23 protein-coding genes are annotated in these 24,270 nt (G+C 60.1%); 13 read left to right on the top strand and 10 right to left on the bottom strand.

All coding sequences use genetic code 11. The annotated features are described in order from the left end of the window. Positions 1-104 precede the first annotated feature (104 nt). The 3 genes from ABXH05_RS00840 (at position 105) to ABXH05_RS00850 (ending at position 2,749) form a co-directional block, all read left to right on the top strand. Positions 105-869, top strand: coding sequence for a histidine phosphatase family protein (locus ABXH05_RS00840; protein ID WP_353559361.1), 765 nt, complete (start codon positions 105-107; stop codon positions 867-869). Between the two features lie 222 nt (positions 870-1,091). Further along, on the top strand, positions 1,092-2,348 hold the full coding sequence (locus ABXH05_RS00845) for a cytochrome P450 (protein ID WP_353559362.1): 1,257 nt from the start codon (positions 1,092-1,094) through the stop codon (positions 2,346-2,348). Further along, positions 2,345-2,749 carry a nuclear transport factor 2 family protein gene (locus ABXH05_RS00850; RefSeq protein ID WP_353559363.1) on the top strand — a complete coding sequence of 135 codons (405 nt, stop codon included), beginning with the start codon at positions 2,345-2,347 and terminating at the stop codon, positions 2,747-2,749. The genes ABXH05_RS00845 and ABXH05_RS00850 overlap by 4 nt, the downstream gene beginning before the upstream one ends. A gap of 358 nt (positions 2,750-3,107) precedes the next feature. On the opposite strand, the gene ABXH05_RS00855 is transcribed toward ABXH05_RS00850, so the two are convergent. Then, positions 3,108-3,665, bottom strand: coding sequence for a MarR family winged helix-turn-helix transcriptional regulator (locus ABXH05_RS00855; RefSeq protein WP_348141252.1), 558 nt, complete (start codon positions 3,663-3,665; stop codon positions 3,108-3,110). A gap of 72 nt (positions 3,666-3,737) precedes the next feature. After that, positions 3,738-5,678, bottom strand: a complete 1,941-nt coding sequence (locus ABXH05_RS00860) for a pyrroloquinoline quinone-dependent dehydrogenase (protein ID WP_353559364.1) — start codon at positions 5,676-5,678, stop codon at positions 3,738-3,740. A 106-nt stretch (positions 5,679-5,784) separates the two neighbouring features. Between ABXH05_RS00860 and ABXH05_RS00865 the strand changes: the two genes are divergently transcribed. Further along, the gene (locus ABXH05_RS00865) at positions 5,785-6,504 is read left to right on the top strand and encodes a TetR/AcrR family transcriptional regulator (protein WP_348141247.1); all 720 of its coding nucleotides are present in this window, start codon (positions 5,785-5,787) and stop codon (positions 6,502-6,504) included. Between the two features lie 16 nt (positions 6,505-6,520). Here the strand turns inward: ABXH05_RS00865 and ABXH05_RS00870 are convergent, their stop codons facing one another. Beyond that, positions 6,521-6,844 carry a DUF1476 domain-containing protein gene (locus ABXH05_RS00870; protein ID WP_348141245.1) on the bottom strand — a complete coding sequence of 108 codons (324 nt, stop codon included), beginning with the start codon at positions 6,842-6,844 and terminating at the stop codon, positions 6,521-6,523. 232 nt (positions 6,845-7,076) lie between these two features. Between ABXH05_RS00870 and purC the strand changes: the two genes are divergently transcribed. The 7 genes from purC to ABXH05_RS00905 all read left to right on the top strand — a co-directional run bounded on the left by purC (position 7,077) and on the right by ABXH05_RS00905 (position 12,543). Beyond that, the gene (gene purC, locus ABXH05_RS00875) at positions 7,077-7,844 is read left to right on the top strand and encodes a phosphoribosylaminoimidazolesuccinocarboxamide synthase (RefSeq protein WP_348141243.1); all 768 of its coding nucleotides are present in this window, start codon (positions 7,077-7,079) and stop codon (positions 7,842-7,844) included. A 170-nt stretch (positions 7,845-8,014) separates the two neighbouring features. Continuing rightward, positions 8,015-8,260, top strand: coding sequence for a phosphoribosylformylglycinamidine synthase subunit PurS (purS, locus tag ABXH05_RS00880; RefSeq protein WP_348141241.1), 246 nt, complete (start codon positions 8,015-8,017; stop codon positions 8,258-8,260). Further along, positions 8,260-8,952, top strand: coding sequence for a phosphoribosylformylglycinamidine synthase subunit PurQ (gene purQ / locus ABXH05_RS00885; RefSeq protein ID WP_353559365.1), 693 nt, complete (start codon positions 8,260-8,262; stop codon positions 8,950-8,952). Before purS ends, purQ begins: the two co-directional genes overlap by 1 nt. Then, on the top strand, positions 8,949-11,213 hold the full coding sequence (gene purL / locus ABXH05_RS00890; RefSeq protein ID WP_353559366.1) for a phosphoribosylformylglycinamidine synthase subunit PurL: 2,265 nt from the start codon (positions 8,949-8,951) through the stop codon (positions 11,211-11,213). Before purQ ends, purL begins: the two co-directional genes overlap by 4 nt. A gap of 53 nt (positions 11,214-11,266) precedes the next feature. Beyond that, positions 11,267-11,500, top strand: coding sequence for a BolA family protein (locus ABXH05_RS00895; RefSeq protein WP_043949423.1), 234 nt, complete (start codon positions 11,267-11,269; stop codon positions 11,498-11,500). 25 nt (positions 11,501-11,525) lie between these two features. After that, positions 11,526-11,873, top strand: coding sequence for a Grx4 family monothiol glutaredoxin (gene grxD / locus ABXH05_RS00900; RefSeq protein WP_353559367.1), 348 nt, complete (start codon positions 11,526-11,528; stop codon positions 11,871-11,873). Between the two features lie 121 nt (positions 11,874-11,994). Next, complete coding sequence (locus ABXH05_RS00905; protein WP_353559368.1) at positions 11,995-12,543, top strand: P-loop nucleotide/nucleoside kinase family protein; 549 nt, start codon at positions 11,995-11,997, stop codon at positions 12,541-12,543. A gap of 28 nt (positions 12,544-12,571) precedes the next feature. On the opposite strand, the gene ABXH05_RS00910 is transcribed toward ABXH05_RS00905, so the two are convergent. Further along, entirely contained in the window at positions 12,572-13,153 is a 582-nt protein-coding gene (locus ABXH05_RS00910) for a TetR/AcrR family transcriptional regulator (protein ID WP_353559369.1), read from the bottom strand. A gap of 107 nt (positions 13,154-13,260) precedes the next feature. On the opposite strand from ABXH05_RS00910, the gene ABXH05_RS00915 reads away from it, so the two are divergent. Next, entirely contained in the window at positions 13,261-14,301 is a 1,041-nt protein-coding gene (locus ABXH05_RS00915; RefSeq protein WP_353559370.1) for a zinc-dependent alcohol dehydrogenase, read from the top strand. 60 nt (positions 14,302-14,361) lie between these two features. Here the strand turns inward: ABXH05_RS00915 and rpsD are convergent, their stop codons facing one another. The 3 genes from rpsD to ABXH05_RS00930 form a co-directional block, all read right to left on the bottom strand. After that, a complete protein-coding gene (gene rpsD, locus ABXH05_RS00920; RefSeq protein ID WP_348141229.1) occupies positions 14,362-14,979 on the bottom strand; it encodes a 30S ribosomal protein S4 in 618 nt (205 codons plus the stop codon). A gap of 212 nt (positions 14,980-15,191) precedes the next feature. Then, positions 15,192-16,490: an MFS transporter gene (locus ABXH05_RS00925; protein WP_353559371.1), complete on the bottom strand. Its 1,299-nt coding sequence runs from the start codon at positions 16,488-16,490 to the stop codon at positions 15,192-15,194. Beyond that, positions 16,487-17,335, bottom strand: a complete 849-nt coding sequence (locus ABXH05_RS00930; RefSeq protein ID WP_353559372.1) for an RNA methyltransferase — start codon at positions 17,333-17,335, stop codon at positions 16,487-16,489. The genes ABXH05_RS00925 and ABXH05_RS00930 overlap by 4 nt, the downstream gene beginning before the upstream one ends. A 242-nt stretch (positions 17,336-17,577) precedes the next feature. Between ABXH05_RS00930 and ABXH05_RS00935 the strand changes: the two genes are divergently transcribed. Next, positions 17,578-18,801 (top strand): NADP-dependent isocitrate dehydrogenase, encoded by a 1,224-nt coding sequence (locus ABXH05_RS00935; protein ID WP_348141223.1) that lies wholly within the window; start codon positions 17,578-17,580, stop codon positions 18,799-18,801. Positions 18,802-18,835: 34 nt separating this feature from the next. Here the strand turns inward: ABXH05_RS00935 and ABXH05_RS00940 are convergent, their stop codons facing one another. The 3 genes from ABXH05_RS00940 to recA all read right to left on the bottom strand — a co-directional run bounded on the left by ABXH05_RS00940 (position 18,836) and on the right by recA (position 24,060). Next, entirely contained in the window at positions 18,836-20,071 is a 1,236-nt protein-coding gene (locus ABXH05_RS00940) for a cyclic nucleotide-gated ion channel (protein ID WP_353559373.1), read from the bottom strand. A gap of 8 nt (positions 20,072-20,079) precedes the next feature. Next, positions 20,080-22,761: an alanine--tRNA ligase gene (gene alaS / locus ABXH05_RS00945; protein WP_353559374.1), complete on the bottom strand. Its 2,682-nt coding sequence runs from the start codon at positions 22,759-22,761 to the stop codon at positions 20,080-20,082. 216 nt (positions 22,762-22,977) lie between these two features. Beyond that, complete coding sequence (recA, locus tag ABXH05_RS00950; RefSeq protein ID WP_353559375.1) at positions 22,978-24,060, bottom strand: recombinase RecA; 1,083 nt, start codon at positions 24,058-24,060, stop codon at positions 22,978-22,980. Positions 24,061-24,270: the final 210 nt, after the last annotated feature.

Below are 24,270 nucleotides of genomic sequence, written 5' to 3' on the forward strand. Positions count from 1 at the left end.
CGAGGTCGCGATCATGTGGAAAACCGCCGCGCCCGTCACACAAATGGTGCCGAAGGCCTATACTGAGTGCCAAACACAAAACCCCAGTCCCGGAGTTCCCCTACATGACACCTGAACCACGTATTGCCTTTGACGGTGCCTTGCGCCGCCGCGTCTATCTGTTCCGCCATGGCGACGTGGCCTATGTGAGCAAGGACGGTTCGATCGTGGCAGACCCCCGCGCGGTGCATCTGACGCCACAGGGACAAGCCGAAGCCGACGCCATGGGCGGCATGATGGCAGACGTGCCGCTGGACAAGGCAGTGAACTCCGGCCTGCCGCGCACCAGGCAGACGCTGGCGCGCATTCTCAATGGCCGTGACGTCCCCACCGAAGAAGTGCCGGATCTCGAAGAGCTGCGGTCAGATCGCGCGCAGGCTGCCTATGAGCAGGGTGGCGCGCCGGACCCTGTTCCCCTGCCTGATGATCTGGACGAAGTGGCCTATGCCTTTTTGAACGCCCACGAGCCGGGCATGCGCTATCGCAACGGCGAAGCCTTTGAAGATTTTCAGGCCCGCGTGGTGCCGGCCTTCGAAGGTCTGCTGAAAAAGCCGGACTGGAACCACATGGCCCTGGTGGCCCATGGCGGCGTCAACCGCATCATTCTGGGCTGGGCGCTCGGCACCGGCCTCAGGACCTTTGGCCAGTTCGAACAGGACACCTGCTGCCTCAACGTGCTGGACGTGGATCAGGACCCCGACGACCTGTCGATCCGCCGGGTGCTCGTGCGCGCCGTCAATGCCACGACGTATGACCCGCCGAAAAAGGACCGTCACCTGACAACGCTGGAAGGCCTGGCGCACAGGCTTCGGGAGGCACGGAGCAAGTAAGACCTGTCAGTCACCGTATCTCCGGACTTGATCCGGAGCCTACTCGCCGATGCTGCAGACCGAAGCAGTCGAGAGTGGACCCCGGATCAAGTCCGGGGATACGGCAGGCACAGAGCCTTGACTGCCTCCTTGATTGTTAACTCAGTAAACAATATACTGCGTCAATAATGAGGGAGGCGAAAAGACCTCCCGCACATCCCGATGTTCCTGGGGAGGAATTCTATGGCTGACGATATTGCGGCGCTCGTTGCCGCTTTGCCCAGCGGCGACACGATCGCCAACCCTTATCCGCTCTATACAAAGCTGAGGCCACACGCACCGGTGCAGGGCTACAGAGACTACCCGCCCGGCACAGTGCCCGGCGAAGACGAAGCCGTGAATGCGTGGGTGTTGCTGGACTATGACCAGGTGTCCAAGGCAGCCCGCGACCACCGCACATTTTCGTCCCGCGATCCTTTGCAGGAAGGCTCCTCGGCCCCGACGCTGATGCTCGTCAACCACGACAACCCGGAACACGATCGCCTGCGCAACATCGTCAACCTCGCCTTCTCCCGCAAACGCATCGAAGAGCTGTCCCCACACGTCAGCCGCATGGTGCACACGCTGCTGGATGAAGTGGAGAGCGCGCGCGGGTCCGACATAGAGGCCATGGGCGATATCTGTGCGGCTTTGCCTGCCCGGGTGATGGTGCATCTGCTGGGATTGCCAAACGAGATCGCCGCCAAGTTCCGTCACTGGGGCACAGCGTTCATGCTGTCCGCAGACCTGACGCCGGAAGAGCGCCAGACATCCAATGTGGAGCTGTACACCTACTTTGTGGAACAGGTGACAGCGATGGACGAAGCGCTGGCCGCTGGCAAGGATGTGCCGGACAGCCTGATGCGCGCGCTCCTGACCGCAGAAGCTGACGGTGAAAAACTCACCCGCGATGAAGTCATCCGCTTCTGCCTGACGCTGGTGGTTGCCGGTGCCGAGACGACAACCTTCCTGCTCGGCAATCTGCTGCATCACCTGGCCACCATGCCGGAGATGACTGAGCGTCTACGCGCCAACCGGGACGACATCGAAGGCTTCATGAATGAAAGCCTGCGCCACTCCGGCCCGCCGCAACGCCTGTTCCGCATTGCAGAAGCGGACGTTGAAGTCGGTGGACAACAGATCAAGAAGGGAGACTGGGTGGCGCTGTTCTTTGCAGCGGCAAACCACGACCCGGCGATGTTCCCGGATCCTGAGACCTTCGACATCGACCGCACAAACCTCAACAAGCAACTGACCTTCGGCGTCGGCGTGCATCACTGTCTGGGGTCCGCCCTTGCCAAGGCCGAAGCCCGCGAGCTGATGAATGCCCTGCTGGATCGCTACGGCGCCATCACTGAAACCGGCAGCGGGTCTGAACCCCAGCGCGCCAGCCTGCTCAACCATGGGCTGGCAACGCTCAACATTCACCTGACACCCAAGATCAAGGATGCCGCACAATGAGCCTTCAAGAAGATAACATCGCCGCCACCCAGCAACTTTTTGCAGCGTTCGGCGCCGGCGACATTCCCGCGATCCTGTCTCACTGCAATGACGACATCCGCATTGAGTTTTACGGGCCCGACGACATCATTCCCTATGCAGGCATGTATGACGGCATGGACGGGGCACGGACGTTTTTTGAAACCGTGCTGTCATCGGTAGACATTCACGTCTTTGATCCGCTGGAGTTTCTGTCTGACAAGGACAAGGTGATTGTGACTGGTGTGCTGCACCTCACCGCCAAGTCTACCGGCCGGGACATCAAGTCAGACTTCGCGCATGTCATCACCATGCGGGACGGCAAGTGGCTGAAGTTCCGCGACTTCATGGACACCAATCAGGCCGTAAAGGCGTTCTCCTAGATCACCTCACGACATGTCATTCCGCGCCCTTATCGCGGAATCCAGCTAAAGCAGGCGGAGGGGCTCCGCCTGCGCCCTGGGCCCCGCGACACCGTCGCGGGGTGACGTGTTTTGGCAAGCAAATACTGGCCGTATCCCCGGACTTGATCCGGGGTCCACTCTTGGTCGCTGTGCAGTTGATTGTTTGCGAGTAGGCCCCGGATCAAGTCCGGGGACGCGGGTTTCGTGACCCGACCATCACCCTTTGGTGCCATTGTCCGGTTTAACCGGACAATCCATAGATGGCAGATGCTGCATGGATCCCCCGGTCAAGCCGGAGGATGGCGTCGTTGGGAAAAGACGACGGACAACGAAGGCCTTACGACTTATCCCCGCTCTCCATCATCACGATAGAATTGGTGATGGCCTGGAAAAACTTGATGCCTTCGCGGATCGTCGCTTCGTCCATTGGTTCCATCATCTCTTTGATGACGTCGACGCCACGATCCATCATGGCGGCAATATGCTTGGCACCCTTGGGTGTCAGCCGAACGATTTTTTCGCGTGCCGAGTTGGGATCTTCTTCCTGCACCACAAGTGACAGCGGCGGCGATGCCATGGCGCGAATGGCCTTGGTGATGGCCGCACTGGAAATATCGAACCACGAGCGCAACGACTGCTCAATGTCCTTGCGGCGCATCATTGTGCCGTTCTCGCCTGCCGAGTGGATATGCCAGAGGACCGCCACCTGATGGCGGCCAAGTTCACCCGTGACACCCTTGTCGCGCAGGGCGTCTTCCACCTTGATGCCGGCCTTGTAGTGGATGGGATAAAAGAAGCCGAGCAGCGCCAGTGCGGCAGCAGGCCGGTCAAAGCCTTTGCCGTCTTTAAGGCTGGGCCCAGACTTAGGCGCAGTTTTGGATTTTGCAGGCGGCATGGGCAGCACTCCGATTCTTCCAGTGCCCCATCCTACCGCGAGTTATGCCATGCCACCTATGGCGGCAATTTCCTATGGCAGCGCGAAGGCGACAACCCGGTCATTCAACGTCGTTGTCGAGCGCGAATGACCGCCTGCAGAAATCACCACATACTGCCTGCCCTGCCATTCATAGGTCATGGGTGTCGCCTGTCCGCCACCGGGCAAACGGCCTTTCCACAGCTCTTCGCCGGTCTTGGCATCAAAGGCGCGCAGATAATCATCCATCGCCGCGCCGATGAAAACGAGGCCCCCGGCCGTCACAAGTGGACCGCCGAAATTGGGCGTGCCCAGCTCCCAGGGAATAGGCACGGGCGCCAGATCGCGCACGGTACCCAAAGTGGACTCCCACGCAATTTCACCGGTCGACAGATCAATCGCGTGCAAAACACCGAACGGTGGCTTGTTGCAGGGCAGACTGATCGGCGACAGCAGCAGGTCGCGCTTCATGCCATAACGCGTCCCCGCCTGGGCGCTGATCTCCTTGTTGGGCTCGGCTTCCTTGGCGGCAGCAAACTCATCACGCGGAATAAGCTTCACCACATGCAGCGCGCGCGACGTGTTGACGTACATGAGCTGGGTCTGCGGGTTGAACGCCATGCCGCCCCAGTTGGCACCACCGCCGGAGAACGGGAACATCAGCGTCCCCTGCTCGCTGGGCGGGGTGAAGAGACCATCGTTCCTGTACTGAGCAATCATGTCGCGGCAGGCCCCGCGATCCCAGAAGGTAAGCCCCCAGGCATCGTCCGGGCTGATGCTGTGGGGCACCAGCGCCGGCGGCTTTTGCGGCATTGGCTGGGTGGGCGACAGCACTTCACCCGGTGCGCCATCCTGCGGCACGGGCACTTCATCAACCGGAAACACGGGCTCGCCCGTGTCGCGGTCCAGTACGAACACAAAGCCGGTCTTGGCGACCTGCACCACGACGTCGCGCGGGCCATCGCCCTTGTTGATGGTTACAAGGCTTGGCTGTGCGGGAAGGTCATAGTCCCACACATCATGGTGCACGGTCTGAAAATGCCAGCGCACCTTGCCGGTCTCGCCTTCGAGCGCCACCACGGAATTGGCGTAGCGATTGTCCCCCGGTCGCGCGCCACCATAAAAGTCCGGCGACGGAGACGAGGTGGGCAGAATGACCAGACCGCGCTCATGGTCGACGGACATCGGGGCCCACACATTGGCATGGCCGGTCCTGGCCGCATCTTCAGCCCGCCAGTTGCCCGGTTGCTCCGCAGCACCGCGGGCCACCGCATCAAACTCCCAGCGCGGTGCGCCGGTGCGGATGTCAAACGCACGCACCGCACCCTTGGGCGCATCCGCACGGGCATTGTCACCGATCGCGGAACCCACAACGACGACATCACCCACGGTGACCGGTGGAGAGGTAATCTGAAACTCACCGGGCCACCACAGATCCATGCCTGGATTGATTTTGACCTGCCCCGCCTCGCCGAACTGCGCACAGGGTTGACCGGTTGCCGCATCAACGGAGATCACCCGGCTGTCCGCCGTCCCCAAAAAAATGCGCGCGGCGCACGCAGCACCCGCCTCCGCCTGTGGGTCTTCCCAATGGACAACCCCGCGGCACAGATACTGGTTGGCGGGCTCGTAGTCCGTGGCAATGCCCGGGTCATACCGCCAAAGCTCCGCACCGGTGCCGGGATCAAGCGCAATGATTTCGTTGAAAGGTGTGCAGTAGGTCAGGCGACCATTGGCCAGAATGGGCGTGCCTTCCGACGCGCTCTTTGCCACCGCCTCAGGGCGCGCCTCCATGTCGCCGGTGGAATAGTCCCACACCAGTTCGAGATCGCCGACCGTGTCTGCGGTTATCTCCACCGCCGGGCTGTACCGGCTGCCGCCCGCGTCACCCCCATAGTGAGACCAGTCAGCTTCCTGAGCCTGAGCGCCTCCCGCGCCAAGCAGAACACCTGCACCCATCAGCACGGTTTGTCGGATCAGTCGGGACAAGGTCATGGCATCAATTCCAGATTGGTTGCGCATTAATTGAATGAATGATTTATTTAATTATTGCGCGCCGTCAAGGGGTAAGATGCACCTGACGTGACATCAGTGAGTCGACATGCCAGCCAACAGACCGCCCTCCCGCCGCTCGAAGAGAGGCGAAACCCCGCAGGAACGCTTGGAAGTTGTGGCTAGGGCCGCCTTTGAGTGCATCAGCCGCACGGGCTATTTGCGCACCCAGATGGCGGACGTGGCAAAAGCCGCTGATCTCTCACCGGCGGCGCTGTACAGCTACGCCAAGGGCAAGGAGGGGCTTCTTACCCTCGCGGTTCTTCATGCGCTGGGAGATGGCCTGCCGGACGGGCCATTGCCGATCACCCCCATGACGCCCGACGAGATTGTTGATCTGAGCGAGAAGCGGATTGCCCAGCTTGCCCGCTGGGACACACTGACCGCAGCCCTGAAGGCCAAGACACCGCCGACCCTTGCGACGCTCCGGCAAATAGGGGCTGAGGCGTATGACCTGCAATCCACCAACCGCAAGGGCATTTGGCTGATCGACCGGCTGTCGCTTGAACTACCTGAAATTGAAAAGATGCAGGCCACCCGGATGCACGGGGCCTTGATGAGCGACCTGACAAAACTCATCGCCAAATGGGCTGAACCGGGAATCGTGCCCGATGTCGCAGCCCGCAACGCCGTTGAAATGCTGGCCTGGCCGTCCATGCACCGCCATCGCGATGCCTGGCTCAAGCCAAGCGCAGATGAGGCCCAGATACGCGAAACAGCGCTGCGTCAGTACGCAGCGCTGCTTGCTTCAACGATTCGAAAAAAGTAAGGAGGGCGCCTTAGCCTTAGCCTTCAGTTGAGACCTGCTCGCGGGCTTTGGCCATCAGTTCCTGCATGGTGCGGCGGATCTGGTGCTCTGACTTGTCCACACCGCGCGCTTCAAGATCGCCGGAAACCTTGCGGTACACGTCTTCTTCGCCAGCCTCTTCGAAGTCGGCTTTCACCACTTCCTTGGCATAGGCATCCGCATCGTCACCGGTCAGGCCCATGGCCTCTGCGGCCCACAGGCCAAGCAGCTTGTTGCGACGGGCAACAGCCTTGAATTCGAGTTCCTGATCATGGGCAAACTTGTTCTCAAAGTCCTTGCCACGCTTGTCTAGTGAACTCATCTCGAAACGCCTCTTGCCAAATGGGTGCCATGCTGTGGGGCATCAGTCCCACGAACAGACAGAAAACTGCCAAATTTCAGGGATTTTGACCATATGCCAGCCCTGAACTTCGGCTAGGCATAGCCCCCAATTTCCGCTAAAGCAACACGTGTGCACGGGCGCGCTTGAGGTCAAGTGGTCGCACCGCACAATCCGCCAGTTTTGGCGCCAATCCAAGATGGATTCCCAATCGATGACTCGCCGCAGAAAAATCTACGAAGGCAAGGCCAAGATTCTCTATGAGGGCCCCGAGCCAGGCACGCTTGTTCAGCATTTCAAGGACGACGCGACCGCCTTCAACAACAAGAAACACGACCTGATCGAGGGCAAGGGCGTCCTCAACAATCGTATCTCCGAATACGTGTTTACGCGCCTGGGCGAGATCGGCATCCCCACCCACTTCCTCAAACGCGTCAACATGCGCGAACAGCTGGTGAAGGAAGTCGAGATCATCCCCATTGAAGTGATGATCCGCAATGTGGCCGCAGGCTCCCTGGCTAAGCGCCTTGGCATTGAGGAAGGCACACCCCTGCCCCGCTCGATCATCGAGTTTGCCTACAAGTCCGATGAACTGGACGACCCGCTGGTCACCGAAGAACACATCACGGCCTTTGCCTGGGCAACGCCTCAGGAAATCGACGACATGATGGCCATGAGCCTGCGCATCAACGATTTCCTCTCCGGCCTGTTTCTGGGGATCGGCATCAAGCTCGTCGATTTCAAGATCGAGTTTGGCCGTCACTTCGAAGGCGAAATGATGCGCGTCATTCTTGCCGACGAGATCAGCCCGGACTCATGCCGCCTGTGGGATACCGCAACAAACGAGAAGCTCGACAAGGACCGGTTCCGCCGCGACCTGGGCGGGCTGATGGATGCCTATCAGGAGGTGGCCCGCCGCCTCGGCATCCTGATGGAAAACGAAGATCAGACACCCCGCACGGGACCCGTGCTTGTGAAATAAGCCTGGTCACGTAGCTGCCATGCGCCCACCAGTGGGCACGCCGGTGGGGTCCCTGATATTTTCAGGGACCCGCCAACCCGATTCGAAACCTCGCCCCCGCGCCCGTCACTCCTGACACGCATGCGGCGAGCACCAAGGAGCTCCGCCAGAACAGGCCGGAGAACATGTCCATGAAGGCACGCGTTCACGTCACGCTTAAGAACGGCGTTCTCGATCCCCAGGGCAAAGCCATCGAAAAGACGCTCGGCAATCTGGGCTTCTCAGGTGTTGGTGATGTCCGTCAGGGCAAGGTCATTGAACTGGACCTCGACGAAACCGATGCCGCCAAGGCAGAAGCCGCCGTCAAGGACATGTGCGAACAGCTCCTCGCCAATACGGTGATCGAGAACTACACCATCGAACTGGATGCTGCGTAATGAAGGCAGCAGTTGTGATCTTCCCTGGCTCCAACTGTGACCGGGATACGCTGGTGGCGCTGGAACGCATCACCGGACGTAAACCCACACAGGTGTGGCATACGGAAACCGAGCTTCCCGCGTGTGACCTTGTGGTCCTGCCCGGCGGCTTCACCTATGGCGACTATCTGCGCGCCGGTGCCATGGCGGCCCGCTCACCTGTGATGGCCGCGGTCAAGAAGCGCGCCGAGGATGGCGCGCATGTGCTGGGCATCTGCAACGGCTTCCAGATGCTGACCGAAACGGGCCTGCTGCCCGGCGCATTGATGCGCAATGCGGACCTCAAATTCCTGTGCAAGGACGTGCATCTCAGCGTCGAGCGCAACGATACGGCCTTTACCCGCAAATACCCGACCAGCAAGCCGATCCGCATTCCCATTGCCCATCATGACGGCAACTATTTTGCAGACGACGAAACCCTGGCCCGTATTGAAGGCGAAGGCCGCGTGGCATTCCGCTATGTCACCAAGGACGGCGCGCCTAGTGACGCTGCCAACCCCAATGGCTCGCGCGGTAATATTGCAGGCATCTATTCAGACGATCTACGGGTGCTCGGCATGATGCCTCACCCCGAGCGGCTGATTGAACCCGCCCTTGGCGGCAGCGATGGCCGCCCGATGTTTGAAGGTCTTCTGGAGGCCCTTTCCTCATGAGTGAAGCTGTTTCAAACGAGCAGGAACTCCCGCAGGCGGACCCCGGCGTCCATGAGCCGGAGATCACACCGCAGATCGTCAAGGAGCACGGCTTCTCTGAAGAAGAGTATGCCCGCGTGCTGCGTGCCCTGAACCGCACGCCGACCATGACCGAGCTTGGCGTTTATTCCGTCATGTGGTCCGAACACTGCTCTTACAAGTCGTCGCGCGTGTGGCTGAAACAGCTGCCCACAACCGGTGAACAGGTGATCTGTGGTCCCGGCGAAAACGCAGGCATCGTGGATATTGGCAATGGCCTGGCCGCCGTCTTCAAGATGGAAAGCCACAACCACCCGTCTTTCATCGAGCCCTATCAGGGCGCGGCCACGGGCGTTGGTGGCATCATGCGTGACGTGTTCACCATGGGTGCACGCCCCATCGCCAATCTCAATGCGCTGCGCTTCGGCGCACCGGAACACGAAAAGACCCGCCACCTTGTGGAAGGCGTGGTCTCCGGCATTGGCGGCTACGGCAACTGCTTCGGCGTGCCGACCGTGGGCGGCGAGGTTGAGTTTGACCCGGCCTACAACGGCAACATCCTGGTCAACGCCATGTGCGTTGGCCTCGCGCCGGCAGACAACATTTTTTATGCGGCGGCATCCGGCATCGGAAACCCCGTCGTCTATGTGGGCTCCAAGACCGGCCGCGACGGCATTCATGGTGCCACCATGGCATCCGCCGAGTTTGACGATGACAGTCAGGAAAAACGCCCGACCGTGCAGGTGGGTGATCCGTTTACGGAAAAACTCCTGCTGGAAGCTTGCCTAGAGTTGATGGCCGAAGACGCCATCGTCGCCATTCAGGACATGGGCGCTGCTGGCCTCACATCCTCATCCGTTGAGATGGCGGGCAAAGGCAATGTGGGCATCGAGCTGAGCCTCGATGACGTGCCGTGCCGCGAAGAAGCCATGACGGCCTATGAAATGCTGCTGTCTGAAAGCCAGGAGCGCATGCTCATGGTGCTGAAGCCGGGCCGCGAAGACAAAGCCCGTGCCATCTTTGAAAAGTGGCAGCTGGACTTTGCCGTTATCGGCACCATCACCGATACCGGCCGCATGGTCGTGCGCCACAAGGGTGTGATGGTGGCAGACTTGCCGCTGGACAGCCTCAATGATGACGCGCCCATGTATGAGCGTCCGTATGAGTTCACCAAGCCGCCGGCACCCTTTGAGACGGCCAGGGCATCCGCACCGGACAACGCGGCAGAAACACTTGTGAAGATGGTGGGGTCACCCGCCCTCTCTTCACGCCGCTGGATCTATGAGCAGTACGACCACACCATCATGGGCGACACCATTCAGCGTCCCGGTGGCAACGCAGGCATTGTGCGTGTGCACGACACCAATACGGCGCTCGCCACAACCGTTGATGTGACACCGCGCTATTGCAAAGCCGACCCCAAGGAAGGCGGCAAGCAGGCTGTGGTAGAAACCTGGCGCAATCTGGTCGCCACCGGCGCCAAGCCTCTGGCCATCACCGACTGCATGAACTTCGGCAATCCCGAGCGCCCTGAGATCATGGGCCAGTTCGCAGGCTGCATCCTCGGGATGAAGGAAGCCTGCGAGGCGCTGGACTACCCGGTCGTCTCCGGCAATGTGTCGCTCTACAACGAAACCAACGGCACCGGCATTCTGCCGACCCCTGCCATTGGCGGCATCGGCCTCATTGAAGACGCCCGCATCTATGCCCGCACCGACGGCATGAAGGACGGCGACGAGCTGATCCTGATTGGTGACGAGAACGGCTATCTGGGCCAGTCCCTGTACATCCGCGATGTGCTGGGCATGGACCTGGACAAGGATGGCGGTGCACCGCCCCCCATCAACCTGGAGATTGAACGCCGCAACGGCGACTTCGTGCGAGGGCTCATCGGCACCGGGCGTTTGTCCGCCGTGCATGATCTGTCAGATGGCGGCCTCTATGTGGCGCTGGCGGAACTCTGCGTCTCCAGCAATGTGGGTGCGGACGTAACGCTGCCCGACGGCATCGAGGCTCATGCGGCTCTCTTTGGTGAGGATCAGTCCCGCTACATCATTGCCCTGCCCGCCAACCTGGTTCAGCAGGCGCTGAAGGCCGCTGGCAAAGCTGGCGTGACGGCCCGCCATCTGGGCAAGGCGGGTGGCACCCAATTGACGGCGCAGGGGTGTGACCCCATATCTGTCGAGACATTGCGCGAGGCCCACGAGGGCTGGTTCCCGACCTATATGGATGCTACCCATTAGGCTTCATAAAGCGGGAAAACCGCAAAGAAACTAAGAGTTTAGGAGCGTAACCCATGGCCATGGCCGCAGCAGAGATCGAAAAACTGATCCGCGAGGCATTGCCTGACGCTGAAGTCGTGATTGAGGATCTGGCAGGCGACGGAGACCACTACTCCGCCGTCGTCAAGACACCGGCCTTTGCCGGCCTCACCCGCGTGCAGCAGCACAAGATGGTTTACGACGCGCTGCAGGGCCGCATGGGCGGCGAACTGCATGCTCTGGCGTTGCAGACATCAGCGCCGAAATAGGCTTAGGAACGTGAAGGACACCACCATGAGCGACATTCCCGCATTCGACAAAATCGACGCCGCCATCAAGTCCGACGACGTGATGCTGTTCATGAAGGGCACGCCTGTGTTCCCGCAATGCGGCTTCTCGTCCACCGTCGTGCAAATTCTCAGCTATCTCGGCGTGAAATTCTCGTCGATGAATGTGCTGGAAGACGACGACGTGCGCGAAGGCATCAAGCAGTTCTCAAACTGGCCGACCATTCCCCAGCTCTACGTCAAGGGCGAGTTCGTCGGCGGCTGCGACATCCTCCGCGAGATGTTTGAAGAAGGCGAGCTGCGCGACTACTTCGCCGGCAAGGGCATCGCCATGGAAGCGCAGGCTGACGCCTAGGCTGATTTCCCTGCCCCACAGCACACGAGAACAACGCCGCGACTTGATCGCGGCGTTGTTGTTTCAAGACTCGGCGCGCGGCACTAAGGTCAGCGTCTGAAGCGCAAACCGGCCTGGCACATTGAAGCAAGCACTGGTCATAAGCGGGTTACCCGCCAGCGGAAAAACCACACTGGGCAAACAGCTTGCGCAGTCTCTGGGATTTGATTTCCTGGACAAGGACGACTTCCTCGAACAACTTTTTGACGACCAGGGTGTTGGCGACCTCGCCTGGAGACAAAAGCTCAGTCGGCAAAGCGACCATGATTTTCAGGACGTCGCTAGAAATCTTGATTCAGCCGTGCTGATTTCCCACTGGCGCCCACCGGGCACAGACGGATCTTCGGGAACACCCACAGAGTGGCTGAAGGACACATTTCAAAAGGTTGTTGAGGTCTTTTGCGATTGCCCGCCCGAAGAAGCAGCAAGGCGCTTTGCCACACGCTCAAGGCACAAAGGGCATGGCGATGGCTTCCAGACCGGGGACGAGATCAACGCAAGAATGTCCGCCTGGGCAAAAGGCCTGCCACTGGGTGTTGGTCCCTTGATACGCATCGACACAACGTCGCCTGTCAGTATCGATGACGTCATGAAGCAGGTTGAAAGACACCTGGGCTCAACAGCCTCCTGAATTCGCACAGGTTGGGCCAGTCAGCCGACTACGCCGGCGTCATCGCCTTTACCTGAGCAGACAACAGGGAGGCTGCGGTCTTGATTGCCACGTCTTTCTTCTCGACCCGTGCAATCATCATGGCGCCCTCAAACGCCGCGAGGGTGTGTGTGGCAAGGGCTGTCGCATCCTTGCGCGACAGACCATCGGCCAAAAATTTATCCCCGGTCACCTGGCGCCACCTATCATAAGCCGCATGACCTTGCGCTCGTATCTTGTCGCTTTCCCCCGCCATCTCCAGCAACACGGTGGAGATCGGGCAGCCTTCTTCGTAGCGAGAGTTTTCCAGCCAGCCGATCAACAGACGCGCAAAGCCGCGCAGATAGGCCGGGCTGTCCTTGGTGGACGCCCCAAGCTCTTCCAACGTCTGCCCCACCATGATGCCCCCGGCCTTCACCGTGGTTTCCGCCAGTTGTTCCTTGCCTTGCGGAAAATAGTGATAGAGCGACCCCTTGGGGGCACCGGATGCCGCCAGAATGTCATTGAGCCCGCTGGCCCCATAGCCGCGCCGCCGGAACAGTCGCGCCGCTGCGTGGATCAATGCCTGTTTATGTTCTGCTGCCCGGGGCATGTCTCTGGCCTTGTTTTCTGGTTCCGCAAACCGTTTTGCGTGAAAACCTCATAGCACAGGATCAAAATTATATAGACTGGTCTAAATCAATTTGAGAAAGAGACCAGATGCAGCAACTCAACTACATGGGCACCCGCGACGTGCAATGGCGCGATGTGCCCACTCCCTCCCTGCCCGGCGCGGATGGTGCCCTCGTCAGACCGCTTGTCGTATCCACCTGCGATATGGATGGTGCGGTTATTCAAGGAGCCGTGCCCCTGAAGGGTCCCGTGCCTTTGGGCCATGAAGGCGTAGGCGAAGTCCTCGAGACTGGCCCGGATGTAACCCACCTCAAACCCGGCGACCGGGTCATCATGCCGTGGAAGATCGCTTGCGGGCATTGCACCCATTGCGGCCGGGGCCATACAGCCCAGTGCATTTCCGTGCCCCGCGAAGCCGCCTATGGCTGGGCCCCTACTGCCCCTGAATGGGGTGGCTTTTTGCAGGACGTGGTGCCGGTCCCCTGGGCAGACGCCATGCTCACCGCCCTGCCCGCGGGCATGGACCCGCTCAAGGCCTCAGGTCTGGGCGACAATATCCCCGATGGCTACCGCACCATCGCGCCCCACATCATGGAGCGCCCCGGAGCAGATGTTTTGGTGTGCGGCGGCATGGCGCCGGGATCCATAGGTCTTTTCGCCGTCCGCTTTGCCAAGGCATTGGGAGCTAGCCGCGTAGTGTTCGCGGACTTTGACAAGACCCGCCTGGCCATTGCTGAAAGCTATGGAGCCGAAGTCTGGGAACTCACCGATACATGGCTGGATGGCATCAAGCAGCGCTTTGACATCACGGTAGATGCCAGTGGTCGGGCTCAGACCGTGCCTGAACTGCTCCGCATGACCGGTCGGGCCGGTGTCTGCACCTCCGCCAGCGCTGCTGTCTACATTGGCGGCGACGTGCCGGTGCCGATGTTCCACATGTATCGGAACTCGATTTCGCTGCACACCGGTTGGGTCCACACCCAGTCCATCCTTGAGGAGCCCATGGCCCTCATTCAGTCCGGCGCGTTTGACCCAACGCCCGTCACGTCAAACGTCGTCTCCTGGGAGGACGCAGCTGATGCTCTGATCGAGCCTTTCACCAAGCTTATCATTTCCCGCGCCGACTAGCTGAAACGAAAAAGGGCCGCTCGAATGAGCGGCCCTTTTGATCTTTGGTATGAAACCGGATTAGCGGGAATAAAATTCCACCACCAGGTTTGGTTCCATTGTGACCGGGTAAGGCACATCCATCAGCTGAGGGATACGCACATAGGTTGCGGTCATCTTGTTGTGGTCAACGTCCAGATAGTCCGGCAGATCACGCTCGGGCGAGCCAACGGCTTCAAGCACCAGCGGAAGCTGCTTTGACTTTTCGCGGACTTCAATCACGTCGCCTTCCTTGACGCGGTAGCTGGGGATGTTCACCCGCTTGCCGTTGACCTTGATGTGGCCGTGATTGACGAACTGACGGGCCGCAAAAACGGTCGGCACGAACTTGGCGCGATACACAACCGCATCCAGACGACGCTCGAGCAGGCCGATCATGTTTTCGCTGGTGTCACCACGCAAACGCACAGCTTCTTCGTAAGTCGCGCGGAACTGCTTTTCGGTGACGTCGCCGTAATAGCCCTTGAGCTTCTGCTTGGCGCGCAGCTGGATACCAAAGTCAGAAACCTTGGACTTGCGGCGCTGGCCATGCTCGCCCGGACCATAGGAACGGGTGTTGAACGGGCTCTTGGCACGACCCCAGATGTTTTCACCCATCCGGCGGTCGATCTTGTATTTGGCGCTTGTGCGCTTGGTCATGTGCAGCCTCTAGGTTGCTAGGTGTTGCCGGTTGCCCGTCGCACCCCCGAAATATGAGGGAAAAAGCGCCGAAAACTGCCGGAAATTAAAGGCGGGCCCGACCGATTCCGGTTGAGCCCGCTTGATGGCGCCGGAGTATAGCCACGCGCCCCTTTGTGTCAAACGCTTAAAACACCCCGCAAGTGCCCGGCCACGCTGGGATTTTTGGCCCGTCACGCCGGAGTGTCGGACGGATCAATCGGCGGCATCTTGTTGGGATTGGGAAAGCGCACAAAAAGTGCCCCGGCAAGAATGATCGTGAGGGCCACAAGACCAAAATAATGCGGCAGATCCGGCGACAGCGTGTAGCCGCCGGGGCCGACAAGACTGCCGATCATGAAGCCCGTGGCGCTCATGGAGGCATTGAGGCCAGCCGCACTCCCCTGCTCGTTCGGGGTCACTGACAGCGAGATGGCAGCCGAGATGCCCGGGTTGGCCATACCGAAAGCAATGCCGACCATGACAAGGCCTGTGGTGAGCATCCAGAACGACGCCGCCATGGTGAGGATAGTGTAGGCCGCAACCGCCAGCACAAGCCCGCCATAGATCAAAACCGGCGGCGCCAGCCGGAAGCGCTGGACGATGGCTGTCTGCACAAACAAAGTCGCCCCGGCCATCATCATCAGCGCAGCACCGGTCGCCCGCGCGGTGCCTGCAGCGTCCAGTCCCAGAATGTCCTGAAAGTAGAAGGCGGAGGTCTGTTGGGTGACGGCCACCATCATCGAGATCGCCATAGAGATGGGCATCATGGCGATGATGCGTCTGTCGCGAAGCTGGAGCTTTGGCCGCGGTGTATCCTTCTGCGCCTGGGTGCGCGGCGGCTCGGGCAGCAGACGCCACGCCATGATACCGCCGATGATGCCGAGAGCCGCCGCCAGGTACATCGGTGCCAGCAACTCATACGCCGACATGAGCCCCGCGATGCCCGGCCCGGAGATGAGACCAAAGCCCATGGCAGCCGCGACCATGGACGTGCCGGACGTGCGGTCTCGCGCAGACGTGGTGTCCGCCACATAGGCCTGTGCTGCGGGAAACACTCCGGCAGACGCCGCCGCGGAGGCCACACGCGGCACGAACATCAACAGGAAGATCGCCCATAGTGGCAGAGCGACCGCGAGCCCCGTCGCGACGGCTAGCGTGAACAGCATCATGAACACACCAAAGCCTGTAAGCCCCAGGGCAATGACACGCACCCGCCCCACCCGGTCCGACAACCGTCCCCATAGGGGCGAGGTAATGGCGAACATGCCCGCTGCCGCCGCAAACATTAGCCCGACGAGTACTTCCGTGAACCCAAGCTCACGCGCGATGGGCGGCAGAACCGCAAACAGCATTGACCGGGAAATGCCGACCGTGACCAGCGCCAGAAAAAGGATTGCCAGCGGACTGCGCCAGAAGGCTGCACTCAGTATCTGAGGCGCTTCGGTACTCGTTGAACTGTCGGTTTCACTGTCGGCGCGCGGGTCACTCAAGAGGCATCATCACTCTTCGTGCGCTCAGCTTTGCCTGCTTTGCCTTTATTGGGCCGCTCCTTATAGGGCACCCGCTCGCGCGGCGGCCGCACCAGCGCTGTAACGATGCCACGCAGGGTGCGCACCTCTTGCAAGGTCAGGTTGGCGCGCTGAAACAGGTTGCGGATATTGCGCACCATGGCCGGACGCTTTTCCGGCGGGTAGAGGAAGTTGTGCGTATCAAGCTCACGCTCCAGCTGCTCGAAGAACCCGACAATTTCGCCTGTGGGCGCCATCTCCTGATCCTGCGTCGCCTCAATGCGGGGCTCTGCCTCCTGCGTCTGCCGAAAGTACTCATAGCCCAGCAGCAGCACAGCCTGCGCCAGGTTGATCGAGGCAAAGGATGGATTGACCGGCACCGTCAAAATCGAATGCGCCAACGTCACATCATCATTGTTGAGGCCGGACCGCTCGCCGCCGAACAGAACACCCACCCGGGCGCCGCTCTCCTCAATGCCACGCGCTTCCGCCATCGCAGTCTGAGGCGTCACGGTCGGCTTGATGAGGTCGCGGCGACGGGCTGTCGTCGCATAAACCCGATCGAGGTCGGCGATGGCGTCCTCTGTCCGGTCAAACAGCCGGACGGTCTTGATCTGGTCAAACGCCCCCGAAGATGCCTTGACCGCATAGGCATTGGGCCAGCCATCGCGGGGCCGCACGAGGCGCAAATCAGTCAGGCCGAAATTCAACATGGCCCGGGCAGCCGTGCCGACATTCTCGCCTAGTTGCGGTGCAACAAGAATCACAGCCGGGCCCGAATGTGCTTCCACGACAGTTTGTTGCTTCGTCCGGTCCGTTCCAGCCATGAAATACTGCTATTTCCATCAACCACGCAGCCGCCGCTGCTTTAATCGTTAACGATGGGGTGCTATACGAAAACACCAGCCGACGCCAACTTTGCGCCGTCGGCACCCCACATATGGCGCGGCCTCGCTTTGGCCTCGCGCCTCCCACTTTCAGCGCAGCGTCATATATGCGCGATGTCCGTGTGGTTCCATTCTCCCGGAATCACTAAAGGCAACACATACAGACCGGGTCAGAGGATTACATGTCGAAAATCAAGGTGGATAACCCCGTTGTAGAACTTGATGGGGACGAGATGACCCGGATCATCTGGCAACTCATCAAGGACAAGCTGGTCCACCCCTATCTCGACCTCGACCTTGAATATTACGACCTGGGCATGGAGTACCGCGACAAGACCGACGATCAGGTCACGATCGACGCGGCTGAAGCCATCAAGAAGCACGGCGTCGGCGTCAAATGCGCCACCATTACCCCGGACGAAGCCCGCGTTGAGGAATTCGGCCTCAAGAAGATGTGGCGCTCGCCCAACGGCACCATCCGCAACATCCTCGGCGGCACAGTGTTCCGTGAACCAATTATCTGCAAAAACGTGCCTCGCCTCGTGCCGGGCTGGACAGACCCCATCGTCATCGGTCGTCACGCTTTTGGTGACCAGTATCGCGCAACGGACTTTCTGGTGCCCGGCGCCGGCAAGCTGACCATGAAATGGGAAGCCGAAGACGGTTCAGATTCCAAGGAATTTGAAATCTTCAATTTCGAGGGCCCCGGCATCGCCATGGGCATGTACAACCTCGACGCCTCCATCATCGACTTCGCCCGCGCCTGCCTGAACTACGGCATCCAGCGCAAATGGCCTGTCTACCTCTCCACAAAGAACACCATCATGAAGGCCTATGACGGCCGCTTCAAAGACCTGTTCCAGAAGGTCTATGAGGAAGAGTTCAAGGCGGAATACGACAAGCTCGGCATCACCTATGAACACCGCTTGATTGACGACATGGTGGCGTCATCCATGAAGTGGTCGGGCAAGTTCATCTGGGCCTGCAAGAACTACGATGGCGATGTGCAGTCTGACTCCGTCGCCCAGGGCTTTGGCTCACTCGGCCTTATGACTTCCGTGCTGCTGACGCCGGACGGGAAGATCTGTGAATCTGAAGCAGCGCACGGCACCGTCACCCGCCACTACCGCCTGTGGCAGGACGGCAAGGAGACCTCGACCAACTCCATCGCGTCCATCTTTGCGTGGACCCGTGGTCTCTCCTTCCGCGCCGAGCTCGACAACAACGACGCCTTGGCCAAATTTGCCAAGACCCTTGAGAAGACATGTGTGTCCACGGTTGAAGGCGGCTCCATGACCAAGGACCTGGCCCTGCTGGTGGGTGCGGAGCAGAAGTGGCTCTCAACCGAGGCCTTCCTCGACAAGGTCTCTGATAACCTGGAAAAAGCGATGTCGAAGGCCTCCTAGGAGGCGCTTCGGCGTTTGCCGCCCGGCAGGCCGCTCAATCGTTCCTGAGGGCCTCTTCGATTTCTTCGTCTTCTGTAAAGGCAGTCGCATCGCCTGCGCGCTCGCGGGCGACCTTCAGCACGGCCTCGCGAATTTCCGGATGGCGTCGTGCCAGCATCGTGAAATCGTCGGACGCCAGCTTCAACAGATCGCAGTCAGCTGAAACCGTCAGCTCATGCTGCCGGGTGGAATTGCGCAGCAGCGCCATCTCGCCGAAGAAGTCCCCTTCGCGCAGATAGATCGACTCTTCGGGATGGCGCTCCACCAGCACTTCACCACTGACGATAAAATACATGGCGTCCGCTGGATCCCCGGCGTGGGCGATGTGGGACCCGCGTGGCAGTGACACAGCTTCAAGCCTGCCCATGATGGCAAAAATCTGCTCGGCCTCGAGTTCCGAGAACAGGGGTACGCGCGCCACCATGCCCCAGGTGATGGCAAATTCCCGACGGTGAATCTCCTGGGAGAAGCCGGTGGCAATGATACCGATGGGCAAGGCAAACATGCCAAGGCCAAACAGCATGACCAGCGCACCAACAAGCCGACCCGCCGCCGTTATAGGCACCACATCGCCATAGCCAACCGTCGTCAATGTCGCCATGGACCACCACATGGCGGCCGGCACACTGCCGAAGGCTTCGGGCTGTTCATGACGCTCAATGAAGTAGAGCAGCGTTGAAGAGACAAGCAGCGCTCCGCTCATCACAATCATGGCCGCACCCAGCGCTCGCCGCTCCTGCCACAGCACCCGGCTAAGCGAGGACAGCGCCGGTGAATAGCGAGCCAGCTTGAAGAAGCGCAACAGTCGAAAGACCCGCAACACCCGCAGATCAATCGCCAGAAAGAATGCAAGGTAAAACGGTGCGATGGCGAGAAAGTCCACAACCATCATTGGCGTCCGGACGAAGCGCACGCGCGCGGTCAGACCGTGCAGCCGCCGGTATGGCCCGTGCTCTGTGCACACCCAGATACGCACCAGATATTCGATGGTGAATATAGCGACCGACGCAATATTGAAGGCTTCAAGCAGGTCGCCATATTGCGCGGCAATGCCCGCGACAGTTTCAAGCGAGAAGGCCACCACATTGGCGATGATCAGGATGGTCATCGACACATCAAAGATCAGACTGGCCCGGTCGCTGGTCTTGCCAGCTTCAAGAACATGATAGAGCCGTGCCTTAAGGCCCTTACGGGCAGGTCGCGGATCAGGAACGGTTCCAGCCTGCGGCACGCCTCACCTCACGCAGCGCTTGCAGGCTCAGCCACCTGCGAGGTGATGGCGGCAAGCGCTTCATCTGCCTTGTCCACATCAGGCCCACCAGCCTGCGCCATGTCAGGTCGGCCACCGCCGCCCTTGCCTCCAAGCGCAGCAGACCCTGCCCGCACCAGATCAACCGCGCTGAGCTTGCTCGTCAGATCATCCGTCACCCCAACGGCAACAGCTGCCTTGCCGTCGGCGATGGCCACAACAGCCACGACACCGGACCCGATTTCCTTCTTGCCGTCATCGACAAGGCCCCGCAGTTCCTTTGCTGGAACGCCATCCAGACGACGCGCCATGACCTTGATGCCCGCAATTTCCTGAACGGCAGGAGCTGCAGCGCCGCCGCCGCCACCAGCACTGGCAAGAGCTGCCTGCTTACGGGCTTCGGACAGCTCACGTTCCAGCTTCTTGCGCTCATCCACCAGCTGCGCAACGCGGCCAGGCAAGTCATCAATGCTGGTCTTGAGGGCGTCAGCTGCTGCCTTCGCCTTGGCTTCCTGTGATGCCATGTGCTGGCGTGCTGTCTCACCAGTAAGCGCTTCAATGCGGCGCACACCTGAGGAGACTGCGCTCTCGGAAAGAATCTTGATCAGGGCAATGTCGCCCAGACGGCGCACATGGGTGCCGCCGCAAAGCTCTGTCGAGAAAAAGCCTGCCCGGTCCTGTGGTCCGGAATGCCCCATGCTCAGCACACGGACTTCATCGCCGTATTTTTCGCCGAACAACGCCAGCGCCCCGGCCTCGATTGCTTCGTCCGGTGTCATCAAACGCGTGGTGACGTCACTGTTGTCGCGCACCACGGAATTGACGATGACTTCGACTTCAGCGAGTTCCTCTGCCGTGATGGCCCGCGGGTGTGAAATGTCAAAGCGCAGCCGGTCCTGCGACACCATGGAGCCCTTCTGGGTGACATGATCGCCAAGCACGCGGCGCAGTGCTTCGTGCAACAGGTGGGTTGCCGAGTGATTGGCCCGCAGCCGCGAGCGGCGCTCGCCATCAACCCGAAGTTCAACAATGCCGCCTGTGGTCAGGCCACCCTTGGCGACCTTGCCCACATGCACATGCAGGTCCCCGCCCCGCTTGGCGGTATCCGTCACGCAAAACTCAATACCCTCAGCACCAATCATGATGCCGGTGTCACCCATCTGGCCACCGGACTCCGCATAGAACGGTGTCTGGTTGACGATGACGGAGCCTTCGTCTCCTTCACCAAGCGCATCGACCAGTTCACCATCTTTGAGCAGTGCAACGATCTTGCCCTCTGCCACTTCCGTGTCGTAGCCAAGAAACTCAGTCGAGCCGTGCTCGTCACGCAGTTCCAGCCAGATGACTTCCGTCGCAGCATCACCGGAGCCCGACCACGCCGCACGCGCTTCCGCCTTCTGACGTGCCATGGCCGCATCAAAACCGTCCGTATCCACCTCAATGCCCTTGGTCCGCAGGGCGTCCTGGGTGAGGTCAAGGGGAAAACCATAGGTGTCATAGAGCTTGAAGGCCGCTTCGCCGGCGAGCGTCTTGGCGTCGCCAAGCTGTGCCACTTCGTCGTCCAGCAACTTGAGACCGCGATCAAGGGTGACGCGGAAGCGCTCTTCTTCCAGCTTCAGAGTTTCTGTCACCAGGGCCTGAGCACGCTGCAGCTCCGGATAAGCCTGACCCATCTGGGTCACAAGTGCCGGCACCAGCCTGTGCATCAACGGGTCTTTTGCGCCAATGATGTGCGCATGGCGCATGGCCCGGCGCATGATCCGGCGCAGCACGTAGCCCCGGCCTTCATTGGACGGCAGCACGCCGTCAGCAATCAGGAAGCTTGTGGCGCGCAGATGATCTGCAATCACCCGATGGCTCACCGCATGGTCACCATCTGCTGCAACACTTGAGGCGTCAGCGGATGCTTCAATCAGCGCGCGCATCATGTCCGTGTCGTAATTGTCGTGCTTGCCCTGCAGCACGGCCGCAATGCGTTCGAGGCCCATGCCGGTGTCAATGGATGGCTTGGGCAGGGCGACCTTCTCGCCGCCTGCCTGCTGGTCGAACTGCATGAAGACCAGGTTCCAGATTTCGATGAACCGGTCACCGTCTTCGTCCGGCGAACCGGGAGGACCACCGGGCACCTTCTCGCCATGGTCAAAGAAGATTTCAGAGCACGGACCGCACGGGCCGGTGTCGCCCATGGACCAGTAATTGTCCGCAGTGGCGATCTTGATGATCCGGTCGTCTGTCAGGCCTGCGATCTTCTTCCACAGGACCGGCGCCTCTTCGTCTTCGTGATAGACGGTGACGGTCAGCTTGTCCTTGGGCAGGCCGTAGTCTGTGGTGAGCAGTTCCCAGGCATAGGCAATCGCTTCTTCCTTGAAGTAGTCCCCAAAGGAGAAGTTGCCGAGCATCTCAAAGAAGGTGTGGTGGCGCGCCGTGTAGCCCACATTGTCCAGATCATTGTGCTTGCCGCCCGCCCGCACGCATTTTTGCGATGAGACCGCGCGCACATAGTCGCGTTTCTCAGCACCGGTAAACACGTTCTTGAACGGCACCATGCCCGCATTGTTGAACAGCAGTGTGGGGTCATTGCGCGGCACCAGTGGCGCCGATGCGACGGGGGTATGCCCTTTGCCATCGAAGAAATCGATAAACGTCTGGCGGACTTCATTGACGCTCGTCATAGCCTGAACCTGCACTCTTATTCGTTAGCTGCGGATAGGGAGACAGAAGGACACCCGCAGATTCGCGCGGGGCCCCTCACCCTTTATATAGGCCCTTATACAGACAAAGGGCGCATGGAAGTACCATGCGCCCTTCATGACTGATATCAGCCATATTTCTATCTGTGACAGCAGGGCCTCGTCATCGCCGAGATAGCCTGCCTGTGGACGAAAAGCCTAAACGGCTTCTTCCGTCGCGTCGTCCTCATCCGCCTCGTTTTCCTCACCCGCAAGCTCAACGACACCGGCGGCATCCGCCCGGATCCGACGCTCGATATCATCGGCAATATCAGGGTTTTCCTTGAGGAAATTCTTGGCGTTTTCACGGCCCTGACCAATGCGCTGGCTGTCATAGGAGAACCAGGAACCGGACTTCTCGACGATGTCCGCCTTGACGCCCAGATCCAGCAACTCGCCGGTCTTGGAAATGCCCTGGCCATACATGATGTCGAACTCCACCTGCCGGAATGGCGGCGCGACCTTGTTTTTCACCACCTTCACACGGGTCTGGTTGCCCACCACTTCGTCCCGATCCTTGATGGCACCGATGCGGCGGATATCAAGGCGCACAGAGGCATAGAACTTGAGCGCGTTGCCGCCGGTGGTGGTTTCAGGATTGCCGAACATCACGCCGATCTTCATCCGAATCTGATTGATGAAGATGACCATGGTGTTGGATTTGGAGATCGAGCCCGTGAGCTTGCGCAGCGCCTTGGACATCAAGCGCGCCTGCATGCCCGGCTGCATGTCACCCATATCGCCTTCAAGCTCAGCCCGCGGCGTCAGGGCCGCCACTGAGTCAATCACCAGCACGTCGATGGCACCGGAGCGCACCAGCGTGTCAGCAATCTCAAGGGCCTGCTCGCCTTCATCCGGCTGCGAAATCAGGAGTTCGTCAATATCAACGCCCAGCTTGCGAGCATAGGATGGGTCCAGCGCGTGTTCCGCATCCACAAAAGCACAGATGCCACCGCTCTTTTGCGCTTCGGCAACCGTGTGCAGCGCCAGCGTGGTTTTACCCGATGATTCAGGACCATAAATTTCGATGATGCGTCCGCGCGGCAGGCCCCCAATACCCAGCGCCACGTCGAGCCCGAGCGAGCCCGTGGACACAGCTTCAATCTCAACAACCTGGCCATCCTTGCCAAGCTTCATGATGGAGCCCTTGCCAAAGGCGCGGTCGATCTGGCCAAGGGCCGCTTCGAGCGCTTTCGACTTGTCCACGTTCTTGTCTTTGAAACTCACTACATTCTCGCCCATTTTGAACCCCTTCTGTCAGCGCCCCTCAAACCTGATATTGGCCGGGGGAAAGGGAGTGCGGCCACCCGCATTTCCCTGACTCATGGGGTTAATGTACACAGTTTGTTCTCACTCGCAAGCATTTTGGTGCAACGAGTAGAAAACGTTGAATTACTTACGGTTTTGGAACATTCGTTCCCGGCATGTTCTCGCCCGTGGAGCCAAAACTGG

Source organism: Pyruvatibacter sp. HU-CL02332 (assembly GCF_040362765.1).
In the GTDB taxonomy this organism is placed as follows: Bacteria; Pseudomonadota; Alphaproteobacteria; order CGMCC-115125; family CGMCC-115125; genus Pyruvatibacter.

Bases quoted from the DNA above. Each gene is read 5' to 3' on its own strand.
- ABXH05_RS00870 (WP_348141245.1), bottom strand. From the start codon at position 6,844: ATGAGTTCACTAGACAAGCGTGGCAAGGACTTTGAGAACAAGTTTGCC.
- purQ (WP_353559365.1), top strand. From the start codon at position 8,260: ATGAAGGCAGCAGTTGTGATCTTCCCTGGCTCCAACTGTGACCGGGAT.
- ABXH05_RS00935 (WP_348141223.1), top strand. From the start codon at position 17,578: ATGTCGAAAATCAAGGTGGATAACCCCGTTGTAGAACTTGATGGGGAC.
- recA (WP_353559375.1), bottom strand. From the start codon at position 24,060: ATGGGCGAGAATGTAGTGAGTTTCAAAGACAAGAACGTGGACAAGTCG.
- purS (WP_348141241.1), top strand. From the start codon at position 8,015: ATGAAGGCACGCGTTCACGTCACGCTTAAGAACGGCGTTCTCGATCCC.
- ABXH05_RS00910 (WP_353559369.1), bottom strand. From the start codon at position 13,153: ATGCCCCGGGCAGCAGAACATAAACAGGCATTGATCCACGCAGCGGCG.
- rpsD (WP_348141229.1), bottom strand. From the start codon at position 14,979: ATGACCAAGCGCACAAGCGCCAAATACAAGATCGACCGCCGGATGGGT.
- alaS (WP_353559374.1), bottom strand. From the start codon at position 22,761: ATGACGAGCGTCAATGAAGTCCGCCAGACGTTTATCGATTTCTTCGAT.
- purC (WP_348141243.1), top strand. From the start codon at position 7,077: ATGACTCGCCGCAGAAAAATCTACGAAGGCAAGGCCAAGATTCTCTAT.
- grxD (WP_353559367.1), top strand. From the start codon at position 11,526: ATGAGCGACATTCCCGCATTCGACAAAATCGACGCCGCCATCAAGTCC.
- ABXH05_RS00845 (WP_353559362.1), top strand. From the start codon at position 1,092: ATGGCTGACGATATTGCGGCGCTCGTTGCCGCTTTGCCCAGCGGCGAC.
- ABXH05_RS00930 (WP_353559372.1), bottom strand. From the start codon at position 17,335: ATGGCTGGAACGGACCGGACGAAGCAACAAACTGTCGTGGAAGCACAT.
- ABXH05_RS00840 (WP_353559361.1), top strand. From the start codon at position 105: ATGACACCTGAACCACGTATTGCCTTTGACGGTGCCTTGCGCCGCCGC.
- ABXH05_RS00855 (WP_348141252.1), bottom strand. From the start codon at position 3,665: ATGCCGCCTGCAAAATCCAAAACTGCGCCTAAGTCTGGGCCCAGCCTT.
- ABXH05_RS00915 (WP_353559370.1), top strand. From the start codon at position 13,261: ATGCAGCAACTCAACTACATGGGCACCCGCGACGTGCAATGGCGCGAT.
- ABXH05_RS00860 (WP_353559364.1), bottom strand. From the start codon at position 5,678: ATGACCTTGTCCCGACTGATCCGACAAACCGTGCTGATGGGTGCAGGT.
- ABXH05_RS00895 (WP_043949423.1), top strand. From the start codon at position 11,267: ATGGCCATGGCCGCAGCAGAGATCGAAAAACTGATCCGCGAGGCATTG.
- purL (WP_353559366.1), top strand. From the start codon at position 8,949: ATGAGTGAAGCTGTTTCAAACGAGCAGGAACTCCCGCAGGCGGACCCC.
- ABXH05_RS00850 (WP_353559363.1), top strand. From the start codon at position 2,345: ATGAGCCTTCAAGAAGATAACATCGCCGCCACCCAGCAACTTTTTGCA.
- ABXH05_RS00865 (WP_348141247.1), top strand. From the start codon at position 5,785: ATGCCAGCCAACAGACCGCCCTCCCGCCGCTCGAAGAGAGGCGAAACC.